Raw genomic sequence first — 16,116 nt, forward strand, 5'->3', positions numbered from 1 at the left:
CGACGGCGGGGACCGAGGACAATCTCGGCTTCAACCTGAGCTACAAGGTCTACGACGCCGACGACACGGCCGCCACGGCCGCGACCGGCACGCTGACCGTGACGGTCGACGACGACATCCCGGTTGCGGTCAATGACGGGCAGGCCGCGACGGAAGGCGGCGCGGCGATCGTGACGAATGCGGCCAATGGCGTCCTGGCCAACGACCATGTCGGTGCGGATCAGCCCGGCACGGTGACGGCGGTGGCGGGCGGCACGCTCGGCAATCCGATCGTGACGGCCTATGGCACGCTGACGCTGAACGGCGACGGCTCCTACATCTATACCCCGAAGATCGGTGTATCGGTGCCGGCTGGGACGGTGGACAGCTTCACCTACACGATGAAGGACGCGGACGGGGACACCTCGCAGGCGGTTCTGTCGTTCACCTTCTCGGGCGACAACAACCATGCGACGGCGGGCACGTCGGCGGCGCTGGTCGACGAGGACGACCTTGCGACGGGCAACCATGACAACGCTCCTGGCGATGACGTGCCGAGCGTGCAGCCCGGGACGCTGACGCACAATTATGGTGCGGACGGCGCGGGCCATATCGCGCTGGTGTCCGGCTCGGAGACGGTGAACGGCACCACCTACACCTACACGGCCAACGCGGCGGGCACGCAGATCATCGCGTCGGCCGGCGGCGTCGATGTGTTCCAGGTTGACCTGACCAATGCGGTCACCGGCACCTATACGGTGACGCTGCTGTCGCCGGTCCAGCATCCGACGGCGGGGACCGAGGACAATCTCGGCTTCAACCTGAGCTACAAGGTCTACGACGCCGACGACACGGCCGCCACGGCCGCGACCGGCACGCTGACCGTGACCGTGGATGATGATTTACCGACGGTGGCGACCAACCTCGCCGTCCAACTCGACGACGACGCGCTTGCCGGCGGCAACCCCGGCGGCACGGGTGACGTCACTCCCGACACCGCCAACCTCACCGGAACGCTGGCACACAGCTACGGCGCCGATGGCGCCGGCTCGACACTGCTGTCGGGTGCCGGCCTGCCGACCTCGTCGGTGGTGGAAGGTGCCTTCATCCAGACGGTGAACGGCACCGGCACATTGTTGACGATCAGCCAGATCCAGAACGGCATCGCGGTGGCGGTGATGTCGGTGTCGCTGTCGAACACGACGGCCGGCGCCTACACGGTCACCCAGCTGCATGCGATCGACCACCCGGCGGGCGCCAACGAGAACGACGTGGCGTTCACGGTCGGCTACACGACAACCGATCATGACGGGGATACGGCGACCGGCTCGCTGACGATTAATGTTGATGACGATACCCCAACGATCACCGGCATTCAGGACGCGATCATGCCGAACATCAGCGGCACTGATGTTCACGGCACCTGGCAGCCATCCTTTGGAGCGGATGGGCTGAGCCTTACTTCGGCGATCACCTTGGCTATGGGGACTGCACCCGCCGGGTTGACCTATATCTTGACCGGCCACGGGACGAATGGTGCCGGCGACACCATCAATCAGGTCGACGTGAAGAGTGGAACGACGACTCTCTACACGTTCTACGAGTACACGCACTACGATCCGGCAACCCACTCGTCCGAGATGTTCGCCTACACAAACCTTGCGGATGCGCAGGGCGCCACCGGCGCGAACGAATACTTCACGCTGACTGTCGCAGCTGATGGGACCTACGACTTCCACCTTGTGACGAACAGCCTGCAGTCGACCAATACGTTCGATATCACGGGGGTCCATCCGGGTAACGGCAACTACGCGACGATCATCAACAACGTTGGCAGCTTCGGCAACGGTGCGGTTCCAGCCAGTGGCTATGATGTCCTTATCGATGGGTTCAACGCGTCAAACGTCAACGACAACGTATACATGAACAATAACGGGTTGGGGGTCGGCAACGGCAACCTGGACACGAACGAAACCCTGACCTTCAAGTTCGCTCTGCTTCAGGATCAAGTCTCAATGGCCATCGGAAAAAGCGGAAACGCTGTGTCCGAGCATTTCCTGGTGACCATTTGGGATACGACGCACACCATCTCCGCCACTTGGAATGTAACCCAAGCGGACGGCACGCCGCTGATTATCGACGCGGCCCATTGGGGGACCAACGGATCGAACAGCGGGGCGTTCTTCGACTTCAGCGAAGCGGATGTGAAGAACATCTCGAGCGCAAGTAGTGAGGATCCCAAGCTCGTGATCCTGTCGCTTACCTACAACTCGCAGACGATCATTAGCGACACGACGCTGAATTTTGTGCTTGGCATCACCGATCATGATGGCGACTCCGTCACCAGTTCGGACAATCTGTCCGTCTCGCTAGTCGGAACCCATACCGGCTCCGGCTATCAGGAGACGGGTACCACGACTGCGGAGGTGATTGCCGCGAGTTCGGGTGCCGACACGCTCAACGGCGGAACCGGCCCCGGCGACACCGTCGACTACAGCAATGCGTCGGGCGCGGTCACGATCAATCTGTCAACGCAGACAGTGAGCGGAGCGGGTGCGAGTGGCGACACGATTAGCAACTTCGAGAATGCCATCGGCTCGCATTTCGCAGATACATTGACCGCCCACAACACCGGAAGTGCACTGTGGGGCGGGGGAGGCGACGATACGTTGATTGGCGGCAACGGCAACGACCTGCTCATCGGCGGCGCTGGCCATGACACGATGACCGGCGGCATCGGCGCCGACACGTTCAAGCTCGACGACCTGAATATCAAAGATCTCATCATCGACTACAATAAAGGCGAAGGAGATCAAATCGACCTGACTGCGTTGTTCGACAAGGCTGCAGGGACCATCGACGACTACGTGCATTACGACACCAGCACCAAGACGTTGAGCGTCGACACCGATGGTTCGGGCAATGCGGCCAATTTCGTGGCCGTTGCCGAGTTGCAGAACGGACCGACCACTGCCGGCGCCATCACGATACTCTACGACGACACGGCGCACGTACAACACACGGCCACTATCTAACGCCATAGCGCGCGACCACGCGACTATGTTATACATCGCTAATATCGAGGGGAGCTCAACATGAAACGTTCTGCAAGACTGCTGGTTTCCGCTGCGACGCTGTTGCTGGCAGTCGGGTCGACGGGTTATGCCGCCGACATCATCGAAGGTCCGACGGGCGACTATTGCCGTGTCGTGGGGACGTCCAACCTGGTGCTGAACGACAACATCGTCGATCTCAGGGAGCAGGTGGTGAAGCTGATGGACGAGTCGGTGGTCGTCGCCAACAGCTCGGAGTGGATCAACTCGTCGCGTCCCGTCTTCGTCTGGGCATCGGAAGCCAAGGTCGCCTGCGGCATGGCTTACGGCTATCTCAAGACGAACTACAAGGACGAAGACACCCTCAACAAATGCGAGTGTTTTCACGATCGCATGGTCGAGTACATGCACTGACCGGATAGGCGAACCCACGCCTGTTGGCCATCATGACAGCCGACGGATCCTTCCTGAAGGCGGTCGCGGGCGCGATCGTGTTGTTTGGCTTTGTCCAAACGGTCACGCCGGCCAGTGCCAACTGGCTGGAACGACCGTCTGTGAAACAACAGTTTTCGTCCGGCCTGAATCAGCCAGTGCGCTGTGATCCGGCCGCCGAGTGGACCCGGCAGGCTTTCAAGTCATTCGCCAGTTGCCAGGCATCGATCCATGGCCTGGAGCCGATGCTGGCGCATGCGGTGATTGAGATCGAAAGCGGCTTCGATCCCGACGTGCAAGGCGCCGACGGCGAAGTCGGCCTGATGCAGGTGATGCCGGCGACCGCCAGGATGCTCGGCTTTCGAGGTTCCCTGGACGATCTGAGCGCGCCGGCGGCCAACATCGCGCTGGGGGTCAAATATCTTGCACAGGCCAACAGGCTGGCCGCCGGCGATCTGTGCACCACCGTCATGAAGTATCGCGCCGGGCACAATGAAAGCCGGTTCTCGGCCCTTTCGGTCCGCTACTGCCAGCGTGCGCGGGCAATCCTGGCAAGGGAAGGCTTTGAAGTGACCGGGCTTTTGCCGGTGGCGACGTTCGGCTTTTCCGCCTTTTCAGGCGGTGAGGGTGGAGCCGCTGCCCAATTCTGGCCGGGGAAGGGGGCAAAGGGCGTCTGCGTGCGCCGCGTGTTCGTGCCCGGGCCGCGATACATGAAATGCGCCGACTATCGGAGTGCCGGGCAAGCAAGGCAGATCAGGGCGCTCAGAGACAGGCTTTTCGGCGGCTAAAAGAACTACAGACGGCACTGCAAGTCCGCCGTAACATGCGTTGGAGACCAGACCGGGAACAATATCCGGCGGCACATAGGGGTTGAGCATTCATGGAAGCTGGCCGACAGGTCCACTGTCCGCGGACATGGGCAATCGCCTTGGCGCTCGCCGCGATCTTATCGGGCTGCCAGTCGAAGGGCGGCGTGTCCGAAGTGCTCGATCCGGCGGCGATTGCCGCGCCTGCCGGGCAGAATGGCGCCGCCGGTGCCGGCCCCGTCCAGGCGACCCAGTCGCTGGGCACCGGGTCGACAAAAGTCACGATGCTGCTGCCGTTGTCCGGCTCCGGAACAGCGGGCGAAAACGGCAGGAAGATGCTGGATGCGGCCAAGCTGGCGATGACGGATATTGGCAATGGATTGCTGACGCTGACGGTAGAAGACACCAAAGGCGACAGCGCACTGGCCAGCAAAATGGCGATAACGGCCATAACGACGGGCTCGAAGGTCGTGATCGGCCCGACCGAACTGACGGCAGCCCAGCATATTGCCACGCTGTCTGGATCGAAGCGGCCACCGGTCCTGGCGCTTGCCGATAATTTCGCCGGCGGCGCCGGGGTCTATGCCGTGCTCCTTGGTGAAGCGGACAGCGCCGCCGCGGGCGCCGCGGGACTGGCCGCGAAAGGCAGCAAGAAGTTCGTACTGCTTGTCGCGGATGGCCCAAACGCCGGCGCCATGGAGAAGCGGGTCGCAAACAGCCTCAGCATCTACGGCGCGGCGCTCGCGGTCACTCTCCGATATTCCGCCGGCGACGGCGCCGCGAAGGCGGTCGACGAAATGGGCTCACTCGTGGACGCCCCCGACGCCGTCATTGTCGCCAGCGGCAATGGCAGTCCGTCGCCTGTCCTTGCCGCCCTCAAATCGAAGGGCATTCCGGGAAAGACTATCTCCGTCGTCGGAACGAACCGTTGGCTGGAGCACCCCATGGATCCGCTCTTAGAGGGGGCGTTTATCGCCACGCTCGATCCAAGTGAAACCGGGCCGATCGCCGACCGCTTCAGGACGACATACAACTATCCCGCTGACGTCAATGTGGCCTATGCCTATGACATGGTTGCCCTGACGGCAGGGATTGCCAGCGCGATCGGGCCTGGTGGCTTCAGCAAAAAAATTCTCGAGAATCCAAACGGCTTTCGCGGGTCGACCGGCCTGTTCCGGTTTCGGGCCGACGGATCCAGCGAACGCTCGATGCCGTTCTATCGGATTGAAAAAGGTGCGCTCAAGCTGGTTGCCAAATCGACGTCGGGTTTCTGACCGGCGCAAATCCCTGAGATCCTGTTCAAGCTGATGGGCAGGCCGGGCCGCAGCCGCTTGGCGATCGCGCTCGGAAGCCTGCTGCTTCTGGCCGGGATACTGCTGATCATTCAAGGTGGGGCGTTGCTTTCGGTCGATCGGCCTGTCCGTGCCCCGTCGCGGGATGTTGACGATACGCAGCCTATCCGGCCGGTTGCCCCGGTAGCCGGCGCACAACGCCTGGAGCCGGCGCGCAAGGTTGCTCAAGACCTGATCGCTCCGCCACGGCTTGATCCCGCTGAGATCGAACGGACCGAGCCCCGTCCGCCACTCAGCGAGCTCGGTCTCGCCGTGCCCCCGAAAACGCCGATGCCTGGGGATTGGCGGGAGGTCTTGCTCTACCGCCCGGTTGCCACATCGTCGGCGATGTTCGCATCCATGGGCCGCAAGGTGGTCATCAGCGGAGTGCGAGGCATCGATCTCGACAGCTCCTGCTCGTTTCATGACGTCACCTGGCCTTGCGGCCTGCGCGCACGCGCCGTTTTCAATTCCTGGCTGAGGGGACGCGGGCTGCACTGTTTCGTACCGCCGGACGTCGAGCGTTTTGCCGTCGCCGCGCCATGCAGGCTGGGCAAGCAGGATGTTGGCGCCTGGCTTGTCTCCAACGGCTGGGCCACGGCGCTGCCGAGCGGCATCTACGGCAAGGCGGAGGCGACAGCCAGAAAGGCTGAGATGGGCATATTCGGCCCGGCACAATAGCCTGCCATTCAACCCTGATGTTTTGTTTGTTAACCGCCACGGGCGCAGCTTAGATCTTTGTTTTTCTGCATGTCCTTTTCCCAAAGCGGAGGTCATGCATTGGGAGCAAGCCGATTTCGTCCGCAGCCTTGATGGGGTCATCGCGCAATCGATTAAATTGCAAGGTTCCTTGAAACTGAAATTGCAACACACCGGCCCTATACCAGCCCATCCACAGGAGATCGGCCAGTGACAAAGACTATGGCGAGCACCACCGACCAGGCATGGAAAGGCGTCGCTTTGCTGACGTTTCTGGGAACCACTGCAATCCTGGGCGTTTCCGTCGGCCTCAATTATCTGCTCCTGTTCTCCGAGGCGCTGACGCCATTTGGGCGCAGCATGATCACGGCAATCCTGTTGCCTGTCGTCCTTGGTGTTCCGCTTTTTCTGTTCGTTGGATTGAAACAGATCGAGCTTCGTCGCTATCGCCGGGAACTCGACAAGTCGGCAACCTTCGACACCACGACCGGCTGCCTGAACGGAGCGGTCTTCACGTCGATGGTCGAAAAAAGAACGGCAAGGCCGTCGGTGCCGGGGCCTAAATCGGGCGCCTTCCTGGTTATCCATTCGGAGCATCTGCGGTCCATCAACCTGCGCTTTGGTCTTGAATGGGGCGATCAAGCCTTGCGGCTCATAGCCTCGACCATACAATCGTCGGTGCGCGCGGAGGATCTGGTTGGACGCATGGGAACGTCGATGTTCGGGGTTTTCCTCGCCGGTGCGACCGAAGCAGAAGCCAGGGAAATCGGCCAGCGTATCGAGGCGCGGATCGCGCAAGTCTATTTCGCGCCAAAGGGGACCGAGGATGCCCTGACCGTCAAGGTCGGCGGCGTGGTGTTCGAAAACCAGGTGGAGTTCGCGGACATGTTCCGGTCCGCCGAGCAGCGCATGGCCGGCGTCCAGGACGGAGCCGCGTTTGAACTGACGCATCTCCATAGCTGACATTCGCCGGGAACCAGAGCCATTCGGAACCCAGGGGAATTGTCGGACGCGGCCGCGGTTACGCTGACGACGGGGTAGCCCGTGAAGACGCCGCCCAGGTTTCGGCTACGGCGACGATCGCGGCATTGATCGGTCCGCTCGGGATCGCCGGCATCACCGAGGCGTCGACGACAAAGGCATTGTCGAAGCCGTTCAGCCGCAAGTCAGGATCGACGACGGCCTCAGTGTCACGACCCATCCGGCACGTGCCGGCCGGATGGTGATGGGTGGAAGCAGCCCTGGCAATGAAAGCATCGAGTTCGGCATCGGACTGAACCGGTGCGCCTGGCAGGATCTCGATATCGCGCCATTCGTCCAGAGCCGCATGATGGCCGACCATGCGCGCCCGCTTCAACGCCATCCTGAATGCCGCGCGGTCGTGTTCGGTTTCGAGATAATGCGGGTCGATGACCGGCGCATCGTTGCGGCCCGGCCCGCTTGGTGTGATGCGCCCGCGGCTTGTCGGATGGGTGACGCCGCACAGGATGGTAAAGGCGGAGCCATAGGGCGGGGTCTTCAGGCCGTCGGCCGCTGACGGGGCGACGACGCAGGCGAGCACGATATCGGGACTTCCCGTGGAGCGGGTCGGATCGTCGCTGTGCAGATACATCAGCGATTCGGAGTGCTGCAGGCGGGAAGGCGGCACCGGCCTTTTCGTGCTGTAGACATTTCCGAGAGCCAGCAGATGATCCTGCAGGTTGCGGCCGACATCGCCCCGATCGGCTAGGCAGCGTATATCAGCCTGCTTCAGCGTATCGGGACAGCCAATGCCCGACCGCATGAGGATGAGCGGCGTGGATACGGCGCCGGCGCAAAGAACGATCCGGTCGGCGGAGAGTGTTCCGGTCTCACCCCCGCACACCACGCTCACGCCCGTGATCTTGTGGCCGTCCAGCACCAGATGCTCGACCTCGTGGCCGGCGAGCAAGGTCAGGTTCGGCCGCGCCATGACCCGCGGCGGCAGATAGGCGTCGGCGACGCTCAGGCGCTTGCCGTCACGTATATTGAGTGAATTGGGACTGGTGCCGACCAGTTCGCCGCCGTTGTGGTCGCTCAGGGCGGGAGCGCCCAGGGATCGCCCGGCGGCGATGTAGGCACGCACGACCGGACTGACCTCGGCGTCCGGCAGATAGACGTCCAGCGGGCCGCTCTTGCCGCGTGTCGGCGCATCGAAGGCGGTGAAGGCTTCGCTGCGGATGAAGCCCGGCAACAACCCCCGATAGGACCAGCGCTCGCCACCGGCTTGTGCCCAAGGTTCGAAATCATCGGGATGGCCGCGCACATAGGCCATTGCATGCAGGCAGCTCGAGCCGCCGACTATCCTGCCGCGCGGCCATTCATGGACGCGGTCGGCAGTGAAGGGCTGGGGCACGGTCCGGTAGCTCCAGTCATAGGCGCGGCCCTGGAGCATCGTCCATTTCAGCGGATCGGCGATGTCGGGATCGGCCGGCATCGCCCCGGCCTCGATGAGGCCGACCTGGCACGACCGGTCTTCACTGAGCCGGCTGGCAACAACCGAGCCTGCGGATCCCGCGCCGATCACCAGCACGTCGAAATGACGTTTCAATTTGAAATTCCCCGCACAGGCTCGATGTCAGAGGTGATACGATCACGCGGCAAAGGCGCCGGCATTCGACCGTTCCATGATCTGTCTCTGCACGGACAAAAGGTGCGCGCGCATTGCGGTCTCTGCCGCTTCGGGATCGCGCTGCGAGATCGCTTCGGCGATCAGGCGATGCTCGCCGTCGCGGTGGGCGATCCGCTTGGGGCAGGTGGGTGCCGCGGTGCGCGCAACCTTCACCCGCGCATCGACACCGACCTGGCGCAGCATCTTGTAGAATTCCGCGGCAAGGTGGTTGCGGGCCGCGGCGACGATCGCGAGATGGAAAGCGAAGTCGACCTCACCCGACGGGGCGTTCTCAGGCGTGGTTGCCGCGTCGAGGATCCGCGCCGTCTCGAAAGAGGAGGCGCGCAGCGACGCCAGTCGGGCAAGGCCCGGCTCCATGATCAGGCGCAATTCCAGGACCTCGATCGGATTGGTTACCCTGACCAGTTCCTCGCCATATCTCGGAAGGGCAGTCGGCGCCCGCCTGGCGCGCGCCGGCTTGAGGTCGCCCGAAAGGCGCAGCACTTCAAGCGCCTTGCGAAGCTGATGGCGCTTGACGCTCAGATGTTCCGCAAGATCGCGCTCGGACGGAAGCTTGCCGCCGCCCTGCTGCAACTGGCGGACCGCGGCGATGATGTCGTCGAGATCCGATGGTCCGACCTGCGGCTCGAATGCGCTCAAAACCAAATCTCCTGTCCGATCGGCAGACCGCCGACTCAACGTCCCGACATCATATTGTGACACGAAAACCTGTTCGACGGCACTCAACCAATTCAACCAATCTACAACTGTACGCAATGGTTGACAACACCAGTTGCGCAATGGTTGACTGCCCATGTCGACGGTTGCCATCGCGGCGGACCGTCTTTCTCCCGAGGATCACGCATGCCGGCTGACGAAACCTTTGACTACGTCATTGTCGGTGCGGGATCGGCCGGCTGCGTGCTGGCGAACCGGCTGAGCGAAGACCCTGCCGTGTCGGTGCTTCTGCTGGAGGCGGGGGATTGGGACCGCGATCCGATGATCCACATCCCGCTCGGCTGGGGCAAGATCCTGACCGAACGCCGCCACGACTGGATGTATTTCTGCGAGCCCGAGGCCAATGTCGGCGGGCGCAAGGTCGAATGCGCGCGCGGCAAGGTCATCGGCGGCTCTTCCTCCACCAACGCCATGGCTTATGTGCGCGGCAATCGCGGCGACTACGATCGTTGGGCGGCAAGCGGCCTGACGGACTGGTCGTTCGACAAGGTGCTGCCCTACTTCAAGAAGCAGGAGCGCTGGGAGGCGGGCGAAAGCCGGTATCGCGGCGGCAGCGGACCGCTGAACACCCAGTTCTGCCGCTACAAGGACGAACTGATCGATGCCTTCGCCACGGCCAGCCGTGATGCCGGATATCCGCAGACCGACGACTATAACGGCGCCATACAGGAAGGCTTCGGCCGGCTGCAGATGACAATTGCCAACGGCCGGCGCTGCTCGACCGCGACCGCCTATCTGCGGCCCGCCATGCGCCGCCGCAATGTCAAGGTGCTGACCGGCGCGATGGCGACGAAGATCCTGCTGAAGAATGGGCGCGCAACCGCCGTTGCCTATACCAGAGGCGGAGCGAGCCATGAAGTTCTGGCGCGGCGCGAAGTTCTGCTTGCCGGCGGCGTCATCAACACGCCGCAGCTGATGATGCTGTCAGGCATAGGCGACAGCGGCGAGCTCGCGGCGCATGGCATCGAGACCAAGGTTGATCGTGCGCAGGTCGGCAAGAATTTGCAGGACCATGTTTCGGTCATCCTGATGTATCGGCGCAAACAGCCGGGACCGTTTCTCAAGATGATGCGGGCCGATCGTATCGGGCTGGATTTCGTCAAGACCTATCTCACCGGAAAGGGCTTTTCGGGAGATGTGCCTGGCGGCGTCGTGGCATTCCTGAAAAGCGACGCAAGCCGGCCGTTGCCGGACGTGCAATTGCTGTTCACCGCCGCACCGCTTGGGGCATGGCCTTACATGTCGCCATTCAAGGCACCGTTCGCCGACGGCTTTGCGACCCGTATCGTCGCCGTGCAGCCGGAGAGCCGTGGCAGCGTCAAGCTGGCGTCGAGCGATCCGGTCGCCGCTCCGCTGATCCATCAGAACTTCCTGTCCTCGCAGCGCGACTGGCAGTCGCTTCGCGCCGGCTTTCGTGTTGCGCGCAACCTTGCCAGCCAGCCGTCCATGGCCCCGTTCGTTGGCGCGGAATTCTTCCCCGGCCCGAAATGTGAGAGCGACGAAGAGATCGACGAGCATATCCGCAAGACGTCGATCACCGTGCATCATCCGGCCGGCACGTGCCGTATGGGTGTCGATGCGGGGTCGGTGGTCGATCCGGAATTGCGGGTGCGCGGCGTTGCCGGACTTCGTGTCGTGGACGCCTCGGTGATGCCGGATCTCGTCTGCGGCAACATCAATGCGGCGGTCATCATGATCGCTGAAAAGGCCGCGGATCTGATCCGCAGCCGCGCTCAACAGAGCGTGGCGGCCTGATAAGACGGCCGGAATACAACCAAAGTCTTTTGGTTGACACTGAAAAACTGCGTTGGTTGGACTGTCATGTGCATCCGCATGGCCGTGACGAAGTGGTTTCACGCCCTGATTGCGAGCTGTATTTCGTGCATTTCTAGGCTATTTCTGCCTATTTCTGGGCATTTGCCTCTCAAAAATGCACCCCAACCAAAAATTTATAAAATTCGCAATTTGGGTATTGTCGAGCAAAACCAATGCGAATACGGTTGAGTTGGTTAGAAGTATTTTCTTCGCGATGAGAGGTGTCCGATATGTCCCTGGCGCAACCAGCTAACGATGTGCTCACCAACAAGAAGGCAGCACTCAAGGGCCTCTATGACGCCCTCTACGCTAAGAACATGTTTCCGTTCTGGGCGACGTCGGAAGGCGTCGACCATGACGAGATCAAGCAGCTGATGGCGACGTCGAAGGCCGTTCCCTTCGTGTGGTCCTATTCGGACATCGAGCCGCTGCTGCAGCGCGCCGCCGAACTGGTGACCATGGACGACAGCGAGCGCCGTTCGCTGATCCTGGTCAATCCCGGCCTTGCGCCCAAGCGTGCCTCGGTCAGCACCATGTACACTGCCTATCGCCTGAACGATCCCGACGAGATCATGCCGCCGCACAAGCACTCGCCGAGCGCCATCCGCTTCGGCCTGACCGGCAAGGGCAACTTCACCGGCGTCGAGGGCGAAGACGTGGTCTTCGGCCCGGGCGACATGGTGCTGACGCCCAACGACGCCTGGCACAATCATGGCACCGTCGGCGGTGAGCAGGCGGTCAACCTGTCGGTGCTCGACCTGCCGCTGGTCGAAACGCTGCATGCCGTCCATTTCGACCACAAATACACCGAGATGGTCGATGGCAAGGAAGTCGAGAAGAAGGTGCAGACCGCCCGCTATCCGAGCGACTACTCACAGCGCATCTATGGCGAGGGCGGCCTGATGCCGCGTTTCGTCGATCACAAGCGCGGCGGCGGCCTGTCGTCGCCGATGTATGTCTACCGCTGGGAGAAGATGGAAGCGGTCCTCGATGCCCACAAGGATTGGGACGGCGACCCTCATGAAGGCATCGTCATCGACTATGTCGATCCGACGACCGGCGGACCCGTCTTCCACACCATCAATTTCTACGTGCAGATGCTGCGCCCCGGCGAGAAGACCTTGCCGCAGCGCGAGACCGCCAGCCTGCTCTTGGCGCCGTTCCGTGGCAACGGCCATTCGATCATCGACGGCAAGCGTTACGACTGGAACCAATTCGACACCATCGCCATACCCGGGGGTTCCTGGGTCGAGCATGTCAACGGCTCGTCGAGCGAGCCGGTGATCTTCTTCGGCGCCACCGATGCGCCGACGCAGAAGGCGCTGCTCCTCTACAAGCGCTGGGGCCGCAACCAGGCCGGCGATCTGCTCCGTCTCGTCTAGTTCCCATCCTACTGCCCCGCCGCCATTGGCGGCGGGGACATTGAAATGACGTTTCAGCAGCAAGGGCGTATGCATTTGGTTTCGGCGTTCAACACCAAGCAGATCGGCCATGTCGACTGCCCAGGCGGCGGCCAGGTCTGGGTCGACGGCAACATCCTCTATATCGGCCACATGCGGCCGCCGAGCGGTACGACGCTGGTCGACATTTCCGACCCGCGCAATCCGCGCAAGATAGCCACGATCGATGTTCCGCCCGGCTGGCACTCGCACAAGGTGCGCGCCAAGGACGGGCTGATGATCATCAACCACGAGCGCTTTGGCGATGCCGGCCCGGCCGATTTCGGCGGCGGACTGGCGCTCTACGACACCACCAAGCCGGCACAGCCCAAGCTCATCTCGAAATGGATAACCGGCGGCAAGGGCGTCCACCGCTACGACTTCGACGGTCGTTACGCCTACATCTCGCCGACCGCTGACGGTTATGTCGGCAACATCGTGATGATCCTCGACCTGATCGATCCCACGAAGCCGGTCGAGGTCGGACGCTGGTGGATACCCGGCCAGTGGACCGGCGGCGGCGAAGAATACCCCTGGCATGACTATGTCACGCCGCGCTGCCACCATCCTTTGCGCATGGGCGACCGGCTCTATGTCAGCTACTGGCATCACGGCCTGTTCATCCTCGACATTTCGGACATCACCAAGCCGAAGCTGGTCTCGCACGTCAATTCGAGCCCGAGCTTTCCGCACCCCACCCACACCTGCCTGCCGATTCCACAGCCGCTCAAGGGTCGCAACATCATGGTGGTGGCGGACGAGGATGTCGCCAAGCTTCGGCCATCACCGCCGGCCTTCACGTGGATTTACGACATCACCGACGAGACCAACCCGTTGCCGATCTCGACCTTCCAGGTGCCGGGCCTCGACCTGGACGGTTCACCGCAGCCGCAGATGACCGGCTGCCATCAGCCTTCCGAACGGTTCAATGGAACCGTCATTCCGTTTGCATGGTTCGCGCAGGGGCTGCGCCTCGTCGACATCGCCGACCCGTTCGCGCCAAAGGAGGTCGGCCATTTCGTGCCCGACGCGCCCGAGGGGGCGGAGCGTTCCTCGTCCAACGACGTGACCATCGACGACCGCGGCATCGTCTACCTGATCGATCGCATCCGTGGCGTCGACATCATCGAAACCAGTGTTCTCTAGGAGCAGGCATTGAGCGACAGCACGCGAAAATCCGCCAGCCATTACGCCATCGGCAACAAGAACCCGAACCTGCCGTTTCATCCGGCGGTGCGTGCCGGCGACTTCATCTTCGTCTCGGGCCAGGTGCCGAAGGACGACAACAACAACATGATCAGCGGCACGATCGAGGAAGAGACGCTGGCCACGCTGAAGACCATCGCGCGCGTCATCGCGCATGAGGGCGCGACGCTGTCGGATGTCGTGCGGATCACCACCTATCTCGAGGATACGCGCGATTTCGGCCGCTACAACAAGGCGTTCCTCGAAGGGATCGGCGATGCCGTGCTGGCGCGCACGACCGTCGAGGCAAAGGCCGTCATCAACACCAAGATCGAAATGGACGCGATCGTCTACAAGCCGCTCCCAGCGAGCAAGTAGGCATTGGACACAATCGAGGAGACGACATGTACAAGCTGTTAGGCCGCCAGACATCAGGCAACGTCCAGAAGGTGCTCTTCATGCTCGAAGAGCTTGGGGCATCCTACAAGCGCGAGGACTATGGCCGCCAGTTCGAGAACACCCAGACGGCGGAATACAAGGCGCTCAACCCGACCTCCAAGGTGCCGACGCTGGTCGACGGTGACACCGTGATCTGGGAGTCCAACACCATCCTGCGCTATCTCGCGGCATTCGGTGGCGAACAGTTGAATGGCGCCACGCCGGCGGAAAAGACCGAGGTCGAGCGCTGGATGGATTTCCTGCTGGCGGCGGTCAATCCCGGCTACCTGGCGGCCTTCAAGGGCGCCAAGCTCACACCCGAGGAACAGACCGCCGAATACAAGGAACAGGTGAAGGACCTTGTCGCGCAACTCAAGATCGTCGATGGCCACCTGGCCGGCAAGGACTTCCTGGCGCTGGACAAGCTGACCCTTGCCGACATCGCCTGCGCGCCGATCCTGAAGCGCTGCGTCGACTTCAAGATCGACCGGCCGTCGATGCCCGATCTGGAGCGTTGGGTGGCCGCGATCGCCGCCCGGCCGGCCTTCAAGGCGGCAACCACTGCTGCTCCCGCAAAGGCCGCATAATGATCAGGCGCGCCGCTCTCATCGGATTGGGAACGATGGGTCCAGGCATCGCCGCGCGGCTTTCGCGCGGCGGCCTCGATGTCACGGCGTATGATGTTTCACAGGCGTCGGTCGAGCGTGCCCGCGGCATGCTCGATCTCGCCGGCGGCGTGCTCGATCGTCTCGACATCAAGGCGCCCGGGACAGGCGCCGGCAGCGTGCGATTCGTCGAGACGATCGCCGAGGCCGTCGATGGCGCCGAACTGGTGATCGAGAACGTGCCCGAGAATATCGACATCAAGGCGCAGACCTATCGTGACATCGATCCGCTGATCGGCCCGTCGGTCATCGTCGCTTCCGACACGTCGGGCATCCCGATCACCAAGCTGCAGGCGCATATTTCGCATCCCGAGCGGATGGTCGGCATGCACTGGTCGAACCCGCCGCACATCATTCCGATGATCGAAGTGATCGGCGGCGAAAAGACCGCACCTGAAACCGTGGCCACGATCCGCGACCTCATTCGCTCGATCGGCCTGCTGCCGGTGGTGGTGAAGAAGGATGTTCCAGGCTTCGTCGAGAACCGCGTGCTCTATGCGCTGCTGCGCGAGGCGGTTGATCTTGTCGAGCGCGGCGTCATCGAGCCGGAAGACCTCGACACCTGCGTATCCTGGGGCATCGGCTACAAGATCGCCGTCATCGGTCCGATGGCGCTGCTCGATATGGCGGGGCTGGATATCTACAAATCCGTCTCATCCTTCCTGAATGCCGATCTCTCCAACCGCGACGATGTCGCGCCGATGGTGCTGGAGAAGACGGCTGCGTTGAAGTTCGGCATCAAGTCGGGCGAGGGCATGTTTGCCTACACGCCCGAGCAGACAAAGGCGCTGCAAGGCGAACGGGCGCGCAAGCTCGTCGCGGTGCGGCGCATCCTGGAAGGCCGGGAGTAGCTAATGTCAAACGGTGCGCAGAGGGCAGGCCGGTTCGAGGAGTTCCACCGGTCGGC

The 16,116-nt window shown here is 62.5% G+C and carries 14 protein-coding genes; 12 read left to right on the top strand and 2 right to left on the bottom strand.

Features of this window, described 5'->3' with window-relative positions:
- The 6 genes from NKK51_RS13560 to NKK51_RS13585 all read left to right on the top strand — a co-directional run.
- On the top strand, window positions 1-3,014 hold a 3,014-nt coding region (locus tag NKK51_RS13560; protein ID WP_352553314.1), incomplete at its 5' end, for a cadherin-like domain-containing protein.
- 60 nt (window positions 3,015-3,074) lie between these two features.
- The gene (locus NKK51_RS13565) at window positions 3,075-3,446 is read left to right on the top strand and encodes a PDZ domain-containing protein (protein ID WP_352553316.1); all 372 of its coding nucleotides are present in this window, start codon (window positions 3,075-3,077) and stop codon (window positions 3,444-3,446) included.
- A gap of 32 nt (window positions 3,447-3,478) precedes the next feature.
- Entirely contained in the window at window positions 3,479-4,252 is a 774-nt protein-coding gene (locus NKK51_RS13570; protein WP_352553487.1) for a lytic transglycosylase domain-containing protein, read from the top strand.
- A gap of 92 nt (window positions 4,253-4,344) precedes the next feature.
- Complete coding sequence (locus NKK51_RS13575) at window positions 4,345-5,544, top strand: type 1 periplasmic-binding domain-containing protein (RefSeq protein ID WP_502902460.1); 1,200 nt, start codon at window positions 4,345-4,347, stop codon at window positions 5,542-5,544.
- A 57-nt stretch (window positions 5,545-5,601) separates the two neighbouring features.
- Window positions 5,602-6,282, top strand: a complete 681-nt coding sequence (locus NKK51_RS13580; RefSeq protein WP_352553320.1) for a thermonuclease family protein — start codon at window positions 5,602-5,604, stop codon at window positions 6,280-6,282.
- 228 nt (window positions 6,283-6,510) lie between these two features.
- Window positions 6,511-7,263, top strand: coding sequence for a GGDEF domain-containing protein (locus NKK51_RS13585; RefSeq protein ID WP_128305808.1), 753 nt, complete (start codon window positions 6,511-6,513; stop codon window positions 7,261-7,263).
- Between the two features lie 58 nt (window positions 7,264-7,321).
- Here the strand turns inward: NKK51_RS13585 and NKK51_RS13590 are convergent, their stop codons facing one another.
- Both NKK51_RS13590 and NKK51_RS13595 read right to left on the bottom strand, forming a co-directional pair.
- On the bottom strand, window positions 7,322-8,869 hold the full coding sequence (locus NKK51_RS13590) for a GMC family oxidoreductase (RefSeq protein WP_352553322.1): 1,548 nt from the start codon (window positions 8,867-8,869) through the stop codon (window positions 7,322-7,324).
- A 42-nt stretch (window positions 8,870-8,911) separates the two neighbouring features.
- Window positions 8,912-9,589, bottom strand: coding sequence for a FadR/GntR family transcriptional regulator (locus NKK51_RS13595; RefSeq protein ID WP_023809939.1), 678 nt, complete (start codon window positions 9,587-9,589; stop codon window positions 8,912-8,914).
- 204 nt (window positions 9,590-9,793) lie between these two features.
- Between NKK51_RS13595 and NKK51_RS13600 the strand changes: the two genes are divergently transcribed.
- The 6 genes from NKK51_RS13600 to fhmpcd1 all read left to right on the top strand — a co-directional run bounded on the left by NKK51_RS13600 (window position 9,794) and on the right by fhmpcd1 (window position 16,060).
- On the top strand, window positions 9,794-11,422 hold the full coding sequence (locus NKK51_RS13600; RefSeq protein WP_352553324.1) for a GMC family oxidoreductase: 1,629 nt from the start codon (window positions 9,794-9,796) through the stop codon (window positions 11,420-11,422).
- A gap of 290 nt (window positions 11,423-11,712) precedes the next feature.
- Window positions 11,713-12,864: a cupin domain-containing protein gene (locus NKK51_RS13605; protein WP_024505127.1), complete on the top strand. Its 1,152-nt coding sequence runs from the start codon at window positions 11,713-11,715 to the stop codon at window positions 12,862-12,864.
- 45 nt (window positions 12,865-12,909) lie between these two features.
- Entirely contained in the window at window positions 12,910-14,067 is a 1,158-nt protein-coding gene (locus NKK51_RS13610; protein ID WP_352553326.1) for an LVIVD repeat-containing protein, read from the top strand.
- A 9-nt stretch (window positions 14,068-14,076) separates the two neighbouring features.
- Complete coding sequence (locus tag NKK51_RS13615) at window positions 14,077-14,484, top strand: RidA family protein (protein WP_023809936.1); 408 nt, start codon at window positions 14,077-14,079, stop codon at window positions 14,482-14,484.
- 26 nt (window positions 14,485-14,510) lie between these two features.
- A complete protein-coding gene (locus NKK51_RS13620) occupies window positions 14,511-15,131 on the top strand; it encodes a glutathione S-transferase family protein (protein WP_023809935.1) in 621 nt (206 codons plus the stop codon).
- Complete coding sequence (gene fhmpcd1, locus NKK51_RS13625) at window positions 15,131-16,060, top strand: 5-formyl-3-hydroxy-2-methylpyridine 4-carboxylate 5-dehydrogenase (RefSeq protein WP_352440316.1); 930 nt, start codon at window positions 15,131-15,133, stop codon at window positions 16,058-16,060. Before NKK51_RS13620 ends, fhmpcd1 begins: the two co-directional genes overlap by 1 nt.
- The last annotated feature ends 56 nt before the right edge of the window (window positions 16,061-16,116 follow it).

It is taken from the genome of Mesorhizobium sp. M0011, assembly GCF_040324155.1.
In the GTDB taxonomy this organism is placed as follows: Bacteria; Pseudomonadota; Alphaproteobacteria; order Rhizobiales; family Rhizobiaceae; genus Mesorhizobium.